This is a genomic window from Paractinoplanes atraurantiacus (assembly GCF_900215205.1).
In the GTDB taxonomy this organism is placed as follows: Bacteria; Actinomycetota; Actinomycetes; order Mycobacteriales; family Micromonosporaceae; genus Actinoplanes; species Actinoplanes atraurantiacus.
The window spans coordinates 23,284-39,153 of the sequence record NZ_OBDY01000018.1; the positions used below are offsets into that span (position 1 = coordinate 23,284).

Genomic DNA, 15,870 nt, shown 5'->3' on the forward strand with positions numbered 1-15,870 from the left:
CATGCGCTATTCCACAGCCCATGCAGCCACGAGCGGCTCGGTTCCGTTCATGCTGCGTGGCCCCAAGTCCGTGAGGCGAGCCATCGCGGTCGCCGTCGCGGGCGCGATCGGCTTCATGCCGGCCGTCATCTCTGCCTCGCCGGCGCAGGCCGCGCCCGGCACCGTCACGCTGGACGAGTCGTCGCTCGAGGTGACCGAGGGCGGCTCGCTGACCTTCAACCTCACCCGGAGCGCCGGCGGTGCGGCACTCGACGAGCTGCCCCTGACCTGGACCATCACCTCTGGTGACAACAACCAGGCGCATGCCGGCATCGATGAGAACGACGTCCGCACCATGTCGGGCGATCTGATCCTGCCGGCCGACTCCACTGATCCGTACGACGATCAGCGCCGCTCCATCACTGTCAACACCATCGACGACAGGCTCGATGAGGACAGCGAGTACTTCACCATCACGATCACCGGGTCGGGCATCAACAATGTCGTCGGCTACGGGACCATCCTCGACAACGATCCGGCACCGACCTACAAGCTGGTCGTCGACGATCCCAACCCGTCCGAGTCGGCCGGGTCGGTAAACGTCACGGCTGTGCTCGACGCGCCCTCCGGTAAGGAGGTGACGATCCCGGTCAGCTCCTCGTCGCCGAGCGGCCCGGGCAGCGCCAAGGCCGGTCAGGACTACACCGCCATCCAGCCCAACACCACGCTCACCGTGGCGGCCGGGCAGACCGAGAGTTCCCCGCTGCAGGTCGCGATCCTGACCGACGACCTCTACGAGGAGGCGAAGCAGACCTTCAACATCCGGGGTGGCTCCTCGACCACGGTCTCCGGCACGCCGACCGTGGCTGTCAACATCATGGATGACGAGGAGCAGCCGGAGATCACGGTCGCCAAGAAGACGGCCAACGAAGGCAGTCCGCTGGCTTTCGACGTCTCGCTCTCCGGCCCGTCGGAGCGGAATGTCACCGCGTCTTACAGCACGGCAGACGGACCGGGCAAGGACATGGACCCGACGCTGCTGACCGGGCGTGGCAAGGCGACTGCGGGCGCCGACTACACGGCCACCAAGGGGACCGTCACGTTCCCGGGTGTCACGACCACCGCGGGTCCCACGAACACCGCTCAGACGATCACCGTGCAGACCCGGACCGACAACATCTTCGAGCAGCCCGAGGACATGCACGTCACGCTGGCCGACCCCACCGTGGCCAAGCTGGGCGCGGACAGTGTGGCCACCGGCGGTATCACTGACCAGAACACGGCGCCCGTGGTCAGCCTGCTTCCGGTCAACACCAAGATCATGGAAGGTAGCAGCGGTCGCAAGGCCCAGACCTTCACGGTCAAGCTGAGCGGCCCGGCCGGTACGAAGATCGGCGTTGACTACGGCACGAGTGAGGTCATCCCTGGTCAGGACGAAGTTGCCGCCAAGCAGGGCGAGGACTTCATCATGACGTCCGGCACCCTGATGTTCAACCCGGGGGAGACGCAGAAGACGTTCACCGTCGACATCGTCGGCGACCGGATGTACGAGTACACGGAGGACCCCAACAACGCCGGCGTCGAGAACTACGAGAAGTTCGCGGTCGACCTGCACAGCGCGACCGCTCTTGTCCCGAACGCTGCGGATGTCACGGCCGGCGCCAACGCGACCCCGCCGGTAACGCTCGTCGCCGCGGACGAGACGATCTTCTCAATCGATGACGACGACGCCAAGCCGACCTACAGCGTCGGCACGGCCACCGTCAAGGAGGGCAACGACGCGACGGCCGTTATCGTGCCGATCAAGCTGTCCAACCCGTGGGCGGCCACCGCGACGTTCGTGACGACTGTGGATTCAAGCAAGACCACGGCCGACGACAGCGGTTCCGCTCCCGGCCTCCTGGACTACATCCGGCCGGCCGGCACCGCCAACATCGCGTACGGGGCGGACCAGGGTTACCTGTCCTTCCTCGTGACCGGTGACCAGGTGTACGAGAAGGACGAGAAGGTGACCGTCGCGGTCGCCCCCACGGGCCCCGAGTCGGAGGATCTCTTCGGCGCCCAGACCACCAAGGACGCGGTTGTCACCATCACGGACGACGACCCGAAGCCCACGGTCACCATCATCGACTCCACGGTCGAGGAGGGCGACACTGCCCGGATCAATGGTGTGACCGAGGGTGTCGCTCAGGCGCAGACCCCGCTCAACGTCTTCGTCAAGGGTGGGTCGGTCAAGGGCAGCGCCGCGGCGAGCCCGGCTGACTACGTCGACCCGGGCACCATCTCGGCCAACATCCCGGCGGGTGCCCTGCCGGGCACGACGGTCCCCATCGGCACGGTGGACACCGTCGACGACGACGTCAAGGAGCCGGCCGAGACGATCGTCGTCACCGGCTACGGCGTCGGTGACACCGCGACCGTCAAGGACGGCGTCATCACCATCGCCGCCAACGACGGTGCCGAGCCCACTGGCCCCGAGCAGCCGGGCGAGGCTCCCAAGCCGACCATCATGGCCCCGGCCACCGTTACCGGCACCGGCCCGGTGAGCATCACCGGTAAGGTCGCGGCGAACGCCACGGTCGAGCTGTGGGGTGCCCCGACCAGCGGCGGCGAGCTCGCCTGGATCGCGAACACCAAGGCCAGCGCGGCGGGCGCCTACTCGTTCTCGCGCTCGATCACGCAGGGCATGCGCTTCGTGACGCAGTCCCAGGAGATCAACTCGGCCGAGGTCCGGGTGACGGTTACCGTGGCGGCCACGCTGACGGCGACCTCGCCTTCGAAGGGCCGCGTCGCTGTGATCGTCAAGAGCAACCCGAACGCCGCCGGCCGTAAGGTCGTTGTTCAGCGCTGGACCGGTCCCAACACCTGGACCAACATCCTGGTGAGCAAGGCCAACGTGAACGGCGCCTACACCGCCACCACGACCGCGCCTTCCGGCGTCGTCGCGCTGCGGGCCTGGGTCGAGGGTGACTCGGACAAGGGCATCGTCACCGGCTGGTCGGCGATCGTCCGGCCGACCATCAAGTAAGCACCAGCAGTGGGGAAGGGGGGCGGCCATCCGGCCGCCCCCTTTCTCAATCCACTTCTGCCACTGCCTGGGCGAACTGCGCCGAGTACAGGCGGGCGTACGCGCCGTCGGCTGCGATCAGCTCGTCGTGGGTGCCCTGTTCGACGATTGCGCCGTGTTCCATCACCAGGATCACGTCGGCGTCGCGGATCGTGGACAGGCGGTGGGCGATGACGAAGCTTGTGCGGCCCTCGCGCAGCGTGGCCATCGCCCGCTGGATCAGGACCTCGGTGCGCGTGTCGACCGAGCTTGTCGCCTCGTCCAGGATCAGGATGCTCGGCTCGGCCAGGAACGCCCGGGCGATCGTGATCAGCTGCTTCTGGCCGGCGCTGACGTTCGAGCCCTCCTCGTCGATCACCGTGTCGTAGCCGTCGGGGAGCATGCGGACGAACGGGTCGACGTGGGCCGCCTCGGCCGCCTGCCGGACCTCGTCCATGTCGAACGAGTCGGCGCCGTACGCGATGTTCTCGGCGATCGTTCCCCCGAACAGCCACGTGTCCTGGAGGACCATGCCCATGTGCTCGCGCAGTTGCTCGCGGGGCATGGTCGCGATGTCCACGCCGTCCAGCGTGATCCGGCCCGACGTCACGTCGTAGAACCTCATCAGCAGGTTCACCAGCGTCGTCTTGCCGGCCCCGGTCGGACCGACGATGGCGACCGTCTGGCCCGGGCGTACGGCAAGGGAAAGGTCTTCGATCAGGGGTTTGTCCGGCAGGTAGCGGAACGAGACCTTCTCGAAGGCGATCTCTCCGCGGACCCGGCCCAGGTCGACCGGCGCCGGGTCGGGGCTCTGCTCGGGCGCGTCGAGCAGCGCGAACACCCGCTCGGCCGAGGCCACGCCCGACTGGACGAGGTTGGCCATGCTGGCGATCTGGGTGAGCGGTTGGCTGAACTGCCGCGAGTACTGGATGAACGCCTGCACCTCGCCCAGCGTCAGCGACCCGGAGGCCACCCGGAGGCCGCCGACGACCGCCACCAGCACGTAGTTCAGGTTGCTGATGAACATCATGGCGGGCTGGATGAGCCCCGACATGAACTGCGCCTTGAACGACGAGGCGTACAACTTGTCGTTGTGCTCCTCGAAGGTCTTGCGGGCCTCGTCCTCGCGGCCGAACACCTTGACCAGCGAGTGACCGGTGAACATCTCCTCGATGTGGCCGTTGAGGCGCCCGGTGGTGGCCCACTGCGCGACGAAGTTCGGCTGGGAGCGCTTGCCGATGGCCGTGGTGACCAGGATCGACACCGGCACCGTGATGAGGGCGATCAGCGCGAGGATCCAGGAGATCCAGAACATCGCCACCAGTACGCCCACGACCATCAGCAGCGCGGTCACGAGCTGGGCGAACGTCTGCTGGAGGGTCTGCGCGATGTTGTCGGTGTCGTTGGTGGCCCGGCTGAGCACCTCACCGCGCGGCTGCTGGTCGAAGTACGACAGGGGCAGCCGGGCCAGCTTGGCCTCGACCTGGTTGCGCAGCCGGTAGACGGCGGTCTGCACGACGTGCGCGGTGATCCGGCCCTGGAAGACGCCGAACAGCCACGCGCAGACGTAGACGACGGCGACCCAGGTCAGCAGGTGGAACAGCTTGTCGAAGTCGATGCCCTGCCCGGGCACGAAGTCGACCGCGGCCAGCAGGTCGGCCTGGGTGTTGTTGCCCGCGGCCCGCATAGCCGCGATCGCCTCCTCTTTGGTGGCGACACCGTGGATCGACTGGCCGATGAAGCCGGAGAAGATGATGTCGGTGCCCTTGCCCAGCAGATAGGGGCCGAGGACGGAGAGTACGACGCTGCACGCGCCGAACAGCAGCACGAGCCCGACGAGCGCCCGCTGCGGTTTGAGCAGGCCGAGGAGGCGTTTCGTGGAGCCCTTGAAGTCCTGCAATTTCTCGGGCGGCCCGCCGGCCGCCATCATCCTTGCCGCGGGCGGTCCTCCCATCGGAGGACCTGGGCGGCGCACGGGAGCGGTCATGCGGCGGCCTCCTGCTCGGTGAGCTGGGACAAGACGATTTCCCTGTACGTCGGGTTGGTGTCCATGAGTTCGGTGTGGGTGCCCGTGCCGACCACGCGGCCGTCATCGAGGACCACGATGCGGTCGGCGTCGCGGATGGTGCTCACCCGCTGGGCGACGATCACCACCGTGGCGTCGGCGATGTGATCGGTGAGCGCGGACCGCAGCGCCGCGTCGGTGGCGTAGTCGAGCGCCGAGAACGAGTCGTCGAACAGGTAGATCTCGGGCCGGTGCACCAGCACCCGGGCGATGGCCAGGCGCTGCCGCTGCCCGCCGGAGACGTTCGTGCCGCCCTGCGCGATCGGCGCGTCGAGGCCGCCCTCCATGCGCTCGACGAAGTCGCGGGCCTGCGCGATCTCCAGGGCCTCCCACAACTGCTCGTCGGTGGCATCCGGATTCCCGTACCGCAAATTCGATCCGATCGTCCCGGAGAACAGATAGGGCTTCTGCGGTACGAGCCCGACGGTCTTGGCGAGCAGCCCCGGGTCGAGATCACGCACGTCGACCCCGTCGACCAGCACCCGGCCGCCGGTGGCGTCGAAGAGCCGGGGGACCAGATTCAGCAGTGTCGTCTTGCCGCTGCCGGTGCTGCCGATGACCGCCGTGACCTCACGCGGCCGCGCGGTCAGGGCCACGCCGTTGAGCACGGCCGCCTCGGCCCCCGGGTAGTGGAAGTCGACGTTCTCCAGTTCGAGGTAGCCGTGCCGGCTGAGCTCGGTGACCGGCGCCGACGGCAGCTTGACGCTCGACTCGGTGCCCAGCACCTCCTCGATCCGCTCGGCGCACACCTCGGCCCGCGGGATCATCACGAACATGAACGTCGCCATCATGATCGACATCAGGATCTGCATGAGGTAGCTGAGGAAGGCGGTCAGCGCGCCGACCTCCATCGCCCCCGAGTCGATCCGGTGCCCGCCGAACCAGAGCACGGCCACGCTCGACATGTTCACGATCAGCATGACCGTCGGGAACATCAGCGCCATCAGCTTGCCGGCCCTGAGCGACACGTCGGTGAGCTCGTCGTTGGAGACCTCGTAGCGGTCGCGCTCGCGCTCGTCGCGGACGAACGCGCGGATCACCCGGATGCCGGTGATCTGCTCGCGCATCACGGTGTTGACCCGGTCGATCTTCACCTGCATCGACCGGAACAGCGGCCGCATCCGCACGATGATCACCGCGACCACGCCGACCAGGATCGGCACGATCACCAGCAGCATGGCCGACAGCGGCACGTCCTGCCTGAGCGCGAGCACGATGCCGCCCACGCACATGATCGGCGCCGACACCATCAAGGTGAAGGTCAACAACACCAACATCTGGATTTGCTGTACGTCGTTGGTGGTGCGCGTGATGAGCGACGGCGCCCCGAACTGGCCGACCTCGCGAGCGGAGAACTCCTGCACCCGCCCGAAGATGGAGGCGCGGACGTCACGGCCGACGGCCATGGCCGTACGGGCGCCGAAGTAGACCGCGACGATCTGAGCGGCGATCTGGGCGAGCGTGACGACGAGCATCCACCCGCCGATGCGCATCACATAGCCGGTGTCGCCCTTGACCACCCCGTTGTCGATGATGTCGGCGTTGAGGGTCGGAAGATAGAGAGTCGCGAGCGTCTGTACGAACTGGAAGAGCACCACCAGAGCGATGGCGCTCTTGTACGGCCGTAAGTGACCGCGGAGCAGTTGGATCAGCACTACTACTGAGCCCCCCGTGTGAGTAATCCGTCGAGCAGGAGCGAAACCGTCTCCGCCCCGCTGAAGTTCGTCGGGTCGCCGAACGGCCCGTACGTGTTGGCCCCGCAGAACATCAGGAGCAGGGTCGCCACCGCCCCCGGCGGCCGGCGCAGCTGCCCGGCGTCGGGTTCGATGACCGAGACGATGGCCGCGTGCAGCGCTTCGCGCCCGGCGGTCATCCGCTTGACGGTGTCCTGATCCTGCGCCGCGATGACCAGCTTGCGCGCCGCCGTCATGAGCTGAGCGTTCTTGGCGAACCGCTCATGCACGAGATCGGCCGCCGCGGCCAGCCGCTCCCGCAGGGGCGCCGCCAGGTCGATGGCCCCCAGCGCCTCAAGCGTCGGCTCCGGGTCCAGCGCCTTGACCACCGAACACACCACCAGAGACGTCTTCGTCTCGAACACCCCGAAGATCGTCCCCTCGGCCACCCCCGCCGCCTGGGCGATCTGCCGAGTGCTCACATCAACACCATGCTCATGCAGAAGCGGAATGGTCGCCGCGATCAGCGCCGCCCGCCGCTCCTCAGGCGCCATCGCAGGCACCCGCCGTCGTCTGGCCTCCACACGAGCCACCTTAATGAGCGAGCACTCACTCATCCACTGACATTTGTCATGGGTCTGCGACAGGGGCCGGCGGCGGTTTCTCTCAGGTTGCCGACTGGGGTGACGATCGGTGCGGCCGTGCGACGGATCGGGATGGATGACCACACCGCTGAGTACTGGGCGCGGCAACTGCGCCTCGGTGCCGGCATCGCGGTGGTGGTCACTGCTATCGGCGGGATTCGGATTGCTCTCGCCTGGGCGCCGGGGAGCCGATGGTGGCTGATTCCCGTGGCCGTCGTCGTCGTGCTTCAGGTGGCCACGTTCTGGGCGCCCTGGAACCGGATCGTCCGCGAAGACCTCAAACGGCGGCGGCTGCTCGCCTGGTGGTTCGGGCAGCTTCCCGTCCTGCTGCTGTTCGGGATGGCCGACCCGGACGGGTGGCTGCTCTATGTTCCCGCCGCCGTTCTCCTGCTCATCACCGGCATGGCGCTCTGGTCGCCCAAGGTGGTGATCTGGCTCGGTGTGCTGTCCGTCGCCGGCTACGCGGCCCTGCTGCCCACCAGGGGTGACGCCGACGCCGGGACCACCGTGCTTCTCGTCGCCATGATGGGCTGTGTCGTCGGGCTGACCGCCGTCGGCGCGCAGAGCCGGCGCCGGTTCGACGCCCGGCGGCAGATCGCCGAGCGGCGGGCCGAGACGCTGCTCAACGCCTCGGCCGACGCCGTTCTCGCCATCGGGCGCGATGGCATCGTCAAATATGTGAGCCCGTCCGTGGAGCAGCTTCTCGGGCTCCCGGTCAAGGATCTGATGGGCCGCCGCCTCGACGATGTCATGTCGGCCGAGCGGCGGGTCCGGGCCCGCGTGTTCTTCGCTGACGTGGCCGGGCTGCCGACCGGGCAGAGCGTGCGCACCGAGGCCGGCTTCAACGGGGTCGACGTCGACATCATCGCCACCAACTGGATGAACAGCCCGGACCTGCAGGCCGTCGTGGTCAGCCTGCGCGACATCAGCACGCGGCGGGAGCTGGAGCGGCAGCTCAGCCGGCAGGCCTACACCGATTCGCTGACCGGCATGCCGAACCGGGCCCGGTTCGCCGAACGTCTGCGGGAAGCCGTGGCCGAGGGGCGGCCGGTGACCGTACTCCTGCTCGATCTCGATGATTTCAAGCTCGTCAACGACAACCTGGGGCACAGCGCCGGCGACGAGCTGCTCGGCACGATCGCCGGCCGGCTGCGGCGGCACGTGCGGCCCGACGACCTGCTGGCCCGGCTCGGCGGTGACGAGTTCGCCATTCTGCTGCGTGACGTGCCCGTCGAGGATGTGGCCGCGCTGGCCGAACGGCTTCTCGGTGCCGTCCGTGAGCCCGTACGTCTGGGAAGCCGTGACGTCACCTGCTCCTTGAGCATCGGCATCGCGACCGAGGGTGCCGACGCCGAGCAGCTGCTCGGCAACGCCGACCTGGCCATGTACGCCGCCAAGCGGGCCGGCCGCAACGGTTTCGCGGTGTTCGACCCGACGATGACCTTGTCCGTGCTGGAGGAGGCCCAGCTGCGGGCCGACATCGAGCACGCGCTCGAGCACGAGGAGTTCGTCGTGCTCTACCAGCCGGTCGTCGACATGCAGACGCAGCGGCTGACCTCGGTCGAGGCGCTCGTGCGGTGGCAGCATCCCCGCGACGGGCTGCTGGGCCCGTACCACTTCATCGCCGACGCCGAGGCGAACGGCCTGATCGTGCCGTTGGGGCGCTGGGTGCTGCGGCAGGCCTGCGCGCAGCTGGCGAGCTGGCGCCGGGAGTCGCCCGCGGCGGCCGGGCTGCACGTCAACGTCAACCTGAGTGCCCGGCAGTTCCAGTACGCCGGTCTCGTCGACGACGTCGCGAGTGCCCTTCAGGACGCGGGCCTCGACGCGGCCAGCCTCACCCTGGAGATCACCGAGTCGATGCTGATGGCCGACATCGAAACGGCCAAGCAGACCCTGCACGCGCTGCGGGACCTGGGCGTCCGGCTGGCGATCGACGATTTCGGTACGGGTTACTCGTCGCTCAGCTACCTCAAGCAGCTCCCGGTCGACGTCATCAAGATCGACAAGACGTTCGTGGACGAGGTGGACGTCGACGCCGACGACGTGGCGCTGGTCGACGCGGTGGCCGGGCTCGGGCAGGCGCTGAAGATGAAGACGGTGGCCGAGGGCATCGAGACCGACGCCCAGTGGGCCACGCTGCGCAAGCTCGGCATCGACCACGGCCAGGGCTATCTGTTCGGCCGCCCGGCCGCCGCCGGCGAGATCGTGTCCCTGCTCACCCGTGCGGCTGACGTGGCCGCTTGAACCGATGTGGCCCGGCCGCCGTGTACCGGAAAGCAGGTACGTTACGGCGGTAAGGACTCTCATGAAGCACGCGCGCCGGGTCGGCGGCACAGCGCTCACCACGCTGGCCGCTCTCCTCGTCTTCCTGGCCCTGGTTCTCCCGGACCAGATCACCCGGCTGCCACCGGGCAACTTCTGGGGCACCGCCCTGCTGCGGGTGCCGATCGAAGCGCTGCTCGTGATCGCCGTGCTGCTGGCCCTGCCCGATCGGGCCCGGCGGATCACCGCGACCGTGCTCGGCGTGATCCTCGGCCTCCTGACCATCCTGAAGATCATCGACATCGGCTTCTTCGCCGTGCTGGCCCGCCAGTTCGACCCGGTGCTCGACTGGATTCTCTTCGAAGACGGCTACCACTTCCTCGAGGATTCGATCGGTGCCGCCGGCGCCTTCGGGGTCGCCGCGGTCGCGGTGGTCACGGCAGTCGCGTCGCTTGCGCTCATGACATTTGCCGTACGCCGGGTGAGCCGCGCCCTGCCCAAACGGCCGGCCGCCGTGAAGGCCGGCGTCACGGTGGCCGCGGTGGCCTGGGTGGCGCTGGCCGCGATGAGCTTCCAGCTGGTCGGCGGCATCCCGGTCGCCTCGACGAGCGCCACCGATTTGGCCCGCGACACCGTGCTCGCGGTGCCCAAGGACATCGCCGACCGTAAGGCCTTCGAGAAGGAGGTGCAGGTCGACGCGTTCCGCGACATGCCGCAGGACCAGCTGCTGGGCGCGCTGCGCGGCAAGGACGTGATCATCGGCTTCGTGGAGAGCTACGGCCGCGACGCCGTCGAAAACACCGACTTCAACCAGCCCGTCCTCAACCAGCTCGCGGCCGACGACAAGGGCCTGGCCGCCAAGGGCTTCCGGTCGCAGTCCGGCTATCTGACCTCGTCCACCTTCGGCGGCGGGAGCTGGCTGGCCCACTCGACCTTCCTGTCCGGCCTCTGGATCGACAACCAGAACCGCTACCGCAGCCTGGTGGCCACCGACCGGCTCACGCTGACCAGCGCGTTCAAGCGTTCCGGGCACCGCGCGGTCGGTTTCGAGCCCGGCGTCACCTACGCCTGGCCCGAGGGCGACTTCTACGGCTACGACCAGGTCTACGACTCGCACACGCTGGGCTACAACGGCCCGGCGCTGAGCTGGTCGACCATGCCCGACCAGTTCGTCATGAAGCAGGTACAGGCGTACGAGCACGGCAAGGCCAAGCGCCCGCCGCTGCTCATGGAGGTCACGCTCACCTCGAGCCACACCCCGTGGACGCCGGTGCCGCAGACGCTGCCGTGGGATCAGCTCGGCGACGGCTCGGTCTACAACTCGATGATCAAGGAGTCGGAGAGCCCGCAGAGCCTGTTCAAGGACCCGGAGCGGGTCCGGCGGGCGTACGCCGGGTCGATCGCCTACTCGGTCGACAGCCTCACCTCGTACGTCGAGAAATACGGCGACGAGAACACGGTGCTGGTCATGCTCGGCGACCACCAGCCCAACTCGGTCGTGGTGGGCTCGAACGCCAGCAAGGACGTGCCGATCTCGATCGTGGCCAAGGACCCGAAGGTCCTCCAGCGGATCACGAGCTGGGGCTGGACCGACGGCCTGAAGCCGGCACCGGACGCGCCGGTGTGGCCGATGAACGAGTTCCGCGACCGCTTCCTGACCGCCTACAGCCCGCAGGGCGAGCCGCACTGACCTCAGCTGCTCCAGCCGGCGTCGCGACAGGCCTTGAGCATCGCGTCGCCGGCCGACTTCCACTCGGCGTTCGACTCGTTGGCGGCGTCGCCGACCTTCATGGCCGCGTTGGAGATCGCGTCGTTGTCGGTCTTCATGGTGGAGGCGCTGACCTTGTCGGCCAGGGCGAGCCGGCTGCTCTCGCTCTTGGCCTTGGCATAGCCGGCGTTGAAGTCGCTGCAGGCCTGGGCGGCCGGGGAGTCGAGCGTGCCCGGCCCGTCGCCGCCGTCACGGCCGCGGCTCACCACCAGCGCGATGATCACCAGGGCCGCGATCGCGGCCACGGTGAGCACCCGTTTGTTCACTTTCACCTTCAGCGCCACACCCTGACCCTAGTCGGACATTGGTGATGAAGGCGCCTTCATTCATTTCGTACGGGGGCGAGCGCCCGGGACCGGCGCTCGCCCCCAGCTCTCAGTCGATGGTGCGAGGCAGGGACTGCGCGGCCTTCAGGGCCGCGGCGGCGCTGGAGTACGGGTTGTAGGTGTAGGCGCGCGACGGCGCGCCCGGGATCGTGAAGTAGGCGGCGGCCAGCTTGGCCGGGTCGGTCGCGATCTCGCCGCGGGCCGGCACGTCGTTGCCGTCGTCCCAGCCCCAGGGGGCGTTGGCCGAGTTGGTGCCGCAACCGTACGTGCCCGAGCCACACCCGCCGGTGGTGTCGCCGGCGAAGGTGCCGAGCGAGGCGAACAGGCTGGTGGTGGCCCGCTGCGCCCACAGGCCGCCGGAGGCGAAGATGTCGATCAGCTGGTAGCGCACGTCGCGGTCGTTCGTGCTGCTGGGCGACTCGGACACGGTGGCCGACGGGTAGTAGACGATGCCGTCGCCGTCGATCGTGTACTGCGGGTACGCCTTCAGGCCGTGCCCGCCGCGCTCCTGCGCGGTCACCGGGTGCTGGAAGCTGTCGTGCGGCGACGACTGGAGTTGCAGCGTCCCGTCGATCGTCTCGCCGCCGTTCTTCCAGGTGCTGCCGCTCGGGGCGTACGAGAAGAAATCGCTGTGCGCGACCGTCACCGCGGCCTTGAGCGAGCCGTAGTCCGAGCCGTCCTTCTCGACGATCTCGAGCAGGCCCTCGCCGTCGTTCTCGTGCTCGGTCTCGAAGAACGGGTGGTCGATCCAGTCGCGCGGGTGGAAGAAGAAGTACGTCAGGTAGTAGTGCGTCGAGGTCTCCAGCACCGAGTAGTAGACCGCGGCGTCAGTGTTCCGCCCGGCGTTGTCCCAGTTGTCCCGGCCGTTCAGATTCCCGTCGAAGTCGTATCGCGTGATGTAGTCGGATTTTCCGCCCAGCGCGTGCGCGCCCGTCGCGTCCACGTCCTGGTAGTGGATGGGCGCCCATCGCAGCGCCACCTCCGCCCGGGACGGCGCCGCCTCGGCCGGAGCCGCCAGGAGGGCCGCCACGAGCGCGCCCGCCAGTCCGAAAGCCACCTTGCGCATGCCTCTTCCTCTCATAGACACGCGTCTATGTAAAGGGAGCCGGGTGGCCGTGGGGCGACGGCGACGTTGCCGGGCGACTACTCTTCTGGGGTGTTCAAGGTCGATCTGGGTGGCGGGGGCGAGCTGCGCCCGCTGGAGCCGTGGCAGGCCGGCGAGTTCTTCGCCCACATGGAGCGGGCCCGGGAGACCGTCGACCCCTGGATTCCCTGGGCGAGTGTCAGCGCCGACCTTCCGTCGGCCCGCAAGACCCTGCAGAGGTACGCCGACAAGCGTGCCGCCGACACCGGGGGCATCTGGGGCATCTGGCTCGACGGCGTGCTGGTCGGCGGCACCATGTTCGTCGCCTTCGACGCGGCGTCGGGCGTGGCCGAGGCCGGCTGCTGGCTCGAGCCGGCCGGCACGGGCCGCGGCCTGATCACCCGGGCCACCGCGGTCATCATCGACTGGGCGTTCACCGAGCGCGGCCTCGACCGTGTCGAGTGGCACTGCCGCCCCGACAACGTGGCCAGCTCCAGCGTGGCCCGCCGGCTCGGCATGACCCTGGAGGGCACGCTGCGCTCCAACTACCCGTGGAAGGGCGTCCGCCACGACACGGAGATCTGGGCGGTCCTCGCCCCGGAGTGGAAACCGCCCACGTGGACCAGCCCGAGCTGACCCACCGCGACGAGGACGGCCGCACCCTGCCGCTGCTGGTCTGGCGGCTGCCGGCCCCGGCCACGGCCATCTCGTCGGCGGTGCTCGGCGGCGGCCTGGGCCCGTGCCGCTGGGTGGTGAACGCGACGGTACCCATGTCGTACGACCGCCACGACCCGGCCGAGCATCTGTCCACCCTCGCCGCCTCTCTCGGCCTGAGCGGCCCCGGCGTCGGCCTGCTGACCGGCGTCGACGTCTCCCAGGTCGTGCACGTGACCGACGGGGGAGTGCGGCTGTGGGCGACGGTCGGCTTGGGCACGCCGATCCAGGCCGCGGCCCCGGCCGACGGCTTCGCCGAGCGCGTCGGCACCGTCAACTTCGTGGCCTGGATCCCCCAGCGCCTCAGCGAGGGCGCCCTGGTCAACGCGGTCGCCACCATCACCGAGGCCAAGACCCAGGCGATCCGCGCCCGCGGCCTCGACGCCACGGGCACCGCCACCGACGCGGTAACTGTCCTCTGCCCACCGACCGGTCCCGTCGCCGCCTACGGAGGCCCGCGCTCGCAGTGGGGCGCCCCACTGGCCCGCGCCGCCTACGAGGCAGTCCTCCAGGCCGACCCAGCCCTCTGAACCGTTCCCGCCCGCGGGGCCGGCTTCTCGCTCTCGGCTGATCCCGCGCTCCCGGGCTTATCTCGCGCTCCGGGCTTACCTTGCGCTCCGGGCTTACCCCGCGCTGCTCGCTTATCCCGCGCTCCCGGCCTATCCTCCGCTCCCGGCCTATCCCACGCTTCTCCTGCGCTGCCGGCCTATCCCGCGCTCCCGGCTTCTCCTGCGCTGCCGGCCTATCCCGCGCTCTTGGCCGAGTCTGCGCTCTTGGTCGGGTCCGCGCTCTCGGCTGAGCCTGATCTGCGGGCCGCATCTGATCTGCCGTCCGAGCCTGATCTGCGGGCCGCGCCGGCCAGCAGGTCGGCGACCTGGACCCGTGGGTCCTGGCGGGAGTCGGCCATGGTCAGGCCGGCCAGTGGGGAAGGGCCGTCGCCGCCGGCCAGCGCCTGCTGCAGGCGGACGAGGCGGCCGGCGGTGAGTGCGCTCTGCTCGTCGTGGGTGACCAGCACCTGGCGGTCGCCGCGGCTCCAGAACAGCACGGTCTCGGCCAGGGCCGGCAGCAGCGGCTCCAGCGGCGGCGGAAGCGAGCGGTCATCACTGTCGAGCCTCGCCGCGAGCGTCCACACGCGATCGTCGGTGAGCTCGGACAGGACGGCGTGGCCGGGCAGCGCGTCCCGCGCTCGGAGGAAGCGCTCCACCGGCCGCCTCCGCTTCTCCCGCGCGAGATCGACGAACGCGGTCAGGAAAGCTGTCCAGTCGTCACCGGCTTCCCGCCCGGCCTGGTACAGGGCCAGCGCGGCCGAGCGATGCCGCTGGGCCAGGCATGTGCCCGCCGCATAGGAAGGCTCGCCCAGCAGCAGATCGACGATCCGGGTGACCAGGAAGAGCTCCTTGTCGACCGCGTGCACGTGGGAGCGGCCGTGCAGCGCGCCGAGAAACCACTCCAGCGCCTGCGGCCGCCGGAGAAACTTCCCGGACTTGAGCTCGTACGGCGCGAACGGGAACCGCCCCCGCACCTCGGCGATCAGTTTGACCGCTTCTCCGGTGCTCAGGTCGACACTCGCGTGGGTGATGACAGGGCTGGCCGGGTCGAGCAGATTGGTGCCCGAGAACCCGGACTCATCGCAGGCGATCTCGACGACGGCCCCCGGACGCGCGGCCGCCGGCAGCAGGCCGCCCTGCAGCACCCGAGCCATGCCGACCATGCTGGCCCCACCCGCCGCCCGGGACAACCGAGTTTGTCAGTGGTGTCGATGGGATGTGGCGCTGAGCTGCCGCCGGACGGCGGCGGTCACCCGGGGCTCGTCGCCGGTGGCCAGCAGGTCGAGCATGGCGCCGCGTAGGACGGCCAGGACCAGGGTGCGGCGGGCGGTGCCGTCGGCGGTGTTCCGTTCGGCCGGGGGCTGGCAGGCGGCCAGCAAGCCGAGCCAGTCGTCCACTGTGGCGCGGGCGAAGCCGGCCCAGGGGCCGTCGGGCTCGGTGAGGGAGCGGGCGTACGACTCGGTCCACAACCGCAGCAGCGGACGGTGCTCGGCCGCGGCCAGCCACTCCCAGATGCGTACGGCCGCCTGATCAAGGTCTTTTGTGTCGTCCAGCAGTGGCCGCTCGTCGGCCCGTGCTCGTTCCAGAAGGGCCCGGACCAGGCCGTCCTTGCTGCCGAACAGGAAGAGCAGAACGCGCGGGCTCGACCCGATCGCCGCCGCCAGCGGCCGCAGCGACAGATCGGCCAGCCCGTTGTCGAGCGCGTAGCGGTAGGCGGCCTCGAGGAGCTCGTCTTGCCGTGCGGTCATGGCGCTATCGTAT

Annotated in this window: 12 protein-coding genes; 5 read left to right on the forward strand and 7 right to left on the reverse strand. The window is 69.2% G+C overall.

The annotated features are described in order from the left end of the window. Window position 1 precedes the first annotated feature (1 nt). On the forward strand, window positions 2-3,007 hold the full coding sequence (locus CRP55_RS31875) for a Calx-beta domain-containing protein (protein WP_097324916.1): 3,006 nt from the start codon (window positions 2-4) through the stop codon (window positions 3,005-3,007). Window positions 3,008-3,053: 46 nt separating this feature from the next. On the opposite strand, the gene CRP55_RS31880 is transcribed toward CRP55_RS31875, so the two are convergent. From CRP55_RS31880 to CRP55_RS31890, 3 genes are read right to left on the reverse strand one after another with little or no spacing between them, the layout of a single operon-like run. Then, window positions 3,054-5,012, reverse strand: coding sequence for an ABC transporter ATP-binding protein (locus CRP55_RS31880; RefSeq protein ID WP_097324918.1), 1,959 nt, complete (start codon window positions 5,010-5,012; stop codon window positions 3,054-3,056). Continuing rightward, window positions 5,009-6,745, reverse strand: coding sequence for an ABC transporter ATP-binding protein (locus tag CRP55_RS31885; protein ID WP_097324920.1), 1,737 nt, complete (start codon window positions 6,743-6,745; stop codon window positions 5,009-5,011). Before CRP55_RS31885 ends, CRP55_RS31880 begins: the two co-directional genes overlap by 4 nt. Window positions 6,746-6,747: 2 nt before the next feature. Next, the gene (locus tag CRP55_RS31890; RefSeq protein WP_281260825.1) at window positions 6,748-7,380 is read right to left on the reverse strand and encodes a TetR/AcrR family transcriptional regulator; all 633 of its coding nucleotides are present in this window, start codon (window positions 7,378-7,380) and stop codon (window positions 6,748-6,750) included. A 99-nt stretch (window positions 7,381-7,479) separates the two neighbouring features. Here CRP55_RS31890 and CRP55_RS31895 point away from each other — a divergent pair, with 99 nt between their 5' ends. Next, window positions 7,480-9,651 (forward strand): putative bifunctional diguanylate cyclase/phosphodiesterase, encoded by a 2,172-nt coding sequence (locus CRP55_RS31895; RefSeq protein ID WP_245923515.1) that lies wholly within the window; start codon window positions 7,480-7,482, stop codon window positions 9,649-9,651. Window positions 9,652-9,712: 61 nt separating this feature from the next. Next, on the forward strand, window positions 9,713-11,359 hold the full coding sequence (locus CRP55_RS31900; protein ID WP_097324924.1) for a sulfatase-like hydrolase/transferase: 1,647 nt from the start codon (window positions 9,713-9,715) through the stop codon (window positions 11,357-11,359). A 2-nt stretch (window positions 11,360-11,361) separates the two neighbouring features. On the opposite strand, the gene CRP55_RS31905 is transcribed toward CRP55_RS31900, so the two are convergent. After that, window positions 11,362-11,721, reverse strand: coding sequence for a hypothetical protein (locus CRP55_RS31905; RefSeq protein ID WP_097324926.1), 360 nt, complete (start codon window positions 11,719-11,721; stop codon window positions 11,362-11,364). A gap of 91 nt (window positions 11,722-11,812) precedes the next feature. Then, complete coding sequence (locus CRP55_RS31910; RefSeq protein ID WP_097324928.1) at window positions 11,813-12,829, reverse strand: hypothetical protein; 1,017 nt, start codon at window positions 12,827-12,829, stop codon at window positions 11,813-11,815. 90 nt (window positions 12,830-12,919) lie between these two features. On the opposite strand from CRP55_RS31910, the gene CRP55_RS31915 reads away from it, so the two are divergent. Further along, on the forward strand, window positions 12,920-13,483 hold the full coding sequence (locus tag CRP55_RS31915; protein ID WP_097324930.1) for a GNAT family N-acetyltransferase: 564 nt from the start codon (window positions 12,920-12,922) through the stop codon (window positions 13,481-13,483). Then, window positions 13,465-14,091, forward strand: coding sequence for an adenosylcobinamide amidohydrolase (locus tag CRP55_RS31920; protein ID WP_097324932.1), 627 nt, complete (start codon window positions 13,465-13,467; stop codon window positions 14,089-14,091). The genes CRP55_RS31915 and CRP55_RS31920 overlap by 19 nt, the downstream gene beginning before the upstream one ends. 212 nt (window positions 14,092-14,303) lie before the next feature. On the opposite strand, the gene CRP55_RS31925 is transcribed toward CRP55_RS31920, so the two are convergent. Together CRP55_RS31925 and CRP55_RS31930 are read right to left on the reverse strand one after the other, a co-directional pair. Then, a complete protein-coding gene (locus tag CRP55_RS31925; RefSeq protein WP_143235032.1) occupies window positions 14,304-15,263 on the reverse strand; it encodes a DUF3800 domain-containing protein in 960 nt (319 codons plus the stop codon). A 45-nt stretch (window positions 15,264-15,308) separates the two neighbouring features. Next, complete coding sequence (locus CRP55_RS31930) at window positions 15,309-15,857, reverse strand: TetR/AcrR family transcriptional regulator (protein ID WP_097324936.1); 549 nt, start codon at window positions 15,855-15,857, stop codon at window positions 15,309-15,311. Window positions 15,858-15,870: the final 13 nt, after the last annotated feature.